1 protein-coding gene is annotated in these 1,602 nt (G+C 39.8%); it reads left to right on the top strand.

All coding sequences use genetic code 11. The features are described from left to right. Positions 1 to 165: 165 nt before the first annotated feature. Entirely contained in the window at positions 166 to 1,479 is a 1,314-nt protein-coding gene (locus LJE11_RS19000; protein ID WP_070100053.1) for an IS30 family transposase, read from the top strand. Positions 1,480 to 1,602: the final 123 nt, after the last annotated feature.

The following is a 1,602-nucleotide window of genomic DNA, read 5'->3' on the forward strand; positions in this document are numbered from 1 at the left end:
ACTTAAATGAAAAACTAAATTCCGGTTTTGGACCAAATGCAAGAGTAAATTCCATATAGATCGAAGTTACTTTTGCACACATATTTGCCATATTGTCTTTGATAATCATTACTCCGTATAATGTACTTGCAGCTGATTGCCTGCCTGTGCAGATTGGAGATAATTATGAAAAATAAAGGCAATCAGAAACATTTAACATTTGAACAGCGTGTTGATATCGAGAAAGGTCTTACTGAGAATAAAAGCTTCACTGAAATTGGACGAATTATTGGTAAAAATCCATCTACCATATCAAAGGAAGTACGTCTCCACGCACATACAAAAGAACGTCCGGATTCAGGTTACACTCACCCGCCATGTATTCATCGCAAGAACTGTAAGGTGACATGCTTGTGTGATAAGATGTGTGGCATTCATTGTAAGCTTTGCAGAAAACCATCCTTTCGCTGCACTGATATATGTCCCGCATATGAGACAGCTGAATGTGAGAAACTGAATAAACCTCCCTACGTATGTAATGGCTGTGGTAAAAAGACCCATTGTCTTATGCCCAGAAAGTTTTATTCATCCAAATATGCCCATGATGAGTACCGTAGCGTGCTAGTCGATTGCAGAGTCGGCATTAACCAGACTCCGGAAAGCATTCAATCCATGAATGATTTATTGGTTCCATTGATCAAGGAGAAGCATCAGTCCATCGGTCATATTTATGCTACTCATGCAGAAGAATTGGGTTGCTCCAGAAGAACACTTTACTCCTACATCAATGATTGTGTATTCGATGTCCGCAATGGTGATTTAAGACGTTCTGTACGTTATAAGAAACGCAAGAAACCTACACAGACCAGTGCAAAAGATCGTTCTTATCGTCAAGGTCATAACTACGAAAATTTCCAGAATTATATGAAAGATCATCCAGATATAAATGTTGTGGAAATGGACTGCGTGGAAGGAATGAAAGGCGAAAGCTGCGCCCTCTTGACCTTTACATTCCGCAACTGCAATCTTATGCTTATGTTCCTGTTGGAATATCAAGACCAGGAATGCGTGTTAGAGGTCTTTGTATGGCTTGAAACAGTGTTAGGACAGGATGCATTCAAAAAGCTTTTTCCGGTGATTCTCACGGATGGAGGTTCAGAATTCTCAGCTCGTGAAGAGATGGAGGAATTCTGTGACGGAAGTAAAAGCACGACGGTCTTTTACTGTGATCCATACAGCTTTTGGCAAAAAGGTGCCTGCGAAAAGAACCACGAGTATATCCGCTACATCCGTCCGAAAGGGAGTTCATTCGCTGATTTAAATGACGAGAAAGTCAGACTTATGATGAATCACATAAACAACGAAAAAAGAGACAGTCTTAATGGACATAGCCCATATGAACTCTCTCTTTTACTCTTGGACAACAAACTGCACAAAGCATTAGGATTAAAGGCAATCGCACCTGATGATGTTATGCTTAGTCCAAAACTTATAAAATAAAATAGTAAAGCACAGGCAGATTTCACTGCACCAGAATTTAGTCTTGCACATAAGGCATGTGGAATTTAGTCTCGCACACTATTTTCAGATGCCCGGTTAGTATGCATAAAAACATAAATCATG

Source organism: Blautia sp. DFI.1.216 (genome assembly GCF_020594215.1).
In the GTDB taxonomy this organism is placed as follows: domain Bacteria; phylum Bacillota; class Clostridia; order Lachnospirales; family Lachnospiraceae; genus Blautia_A; species Blautia_A wexlerae.

Coding starts and splice junctions, on each gene's coding strand:
- LJE11_RS19000 (WP_070100053.1), top strand. CDS start 166: ATGAAAAATAAAGGCAATCAGAAACATTTAACATTTGAACAGCGTGTT.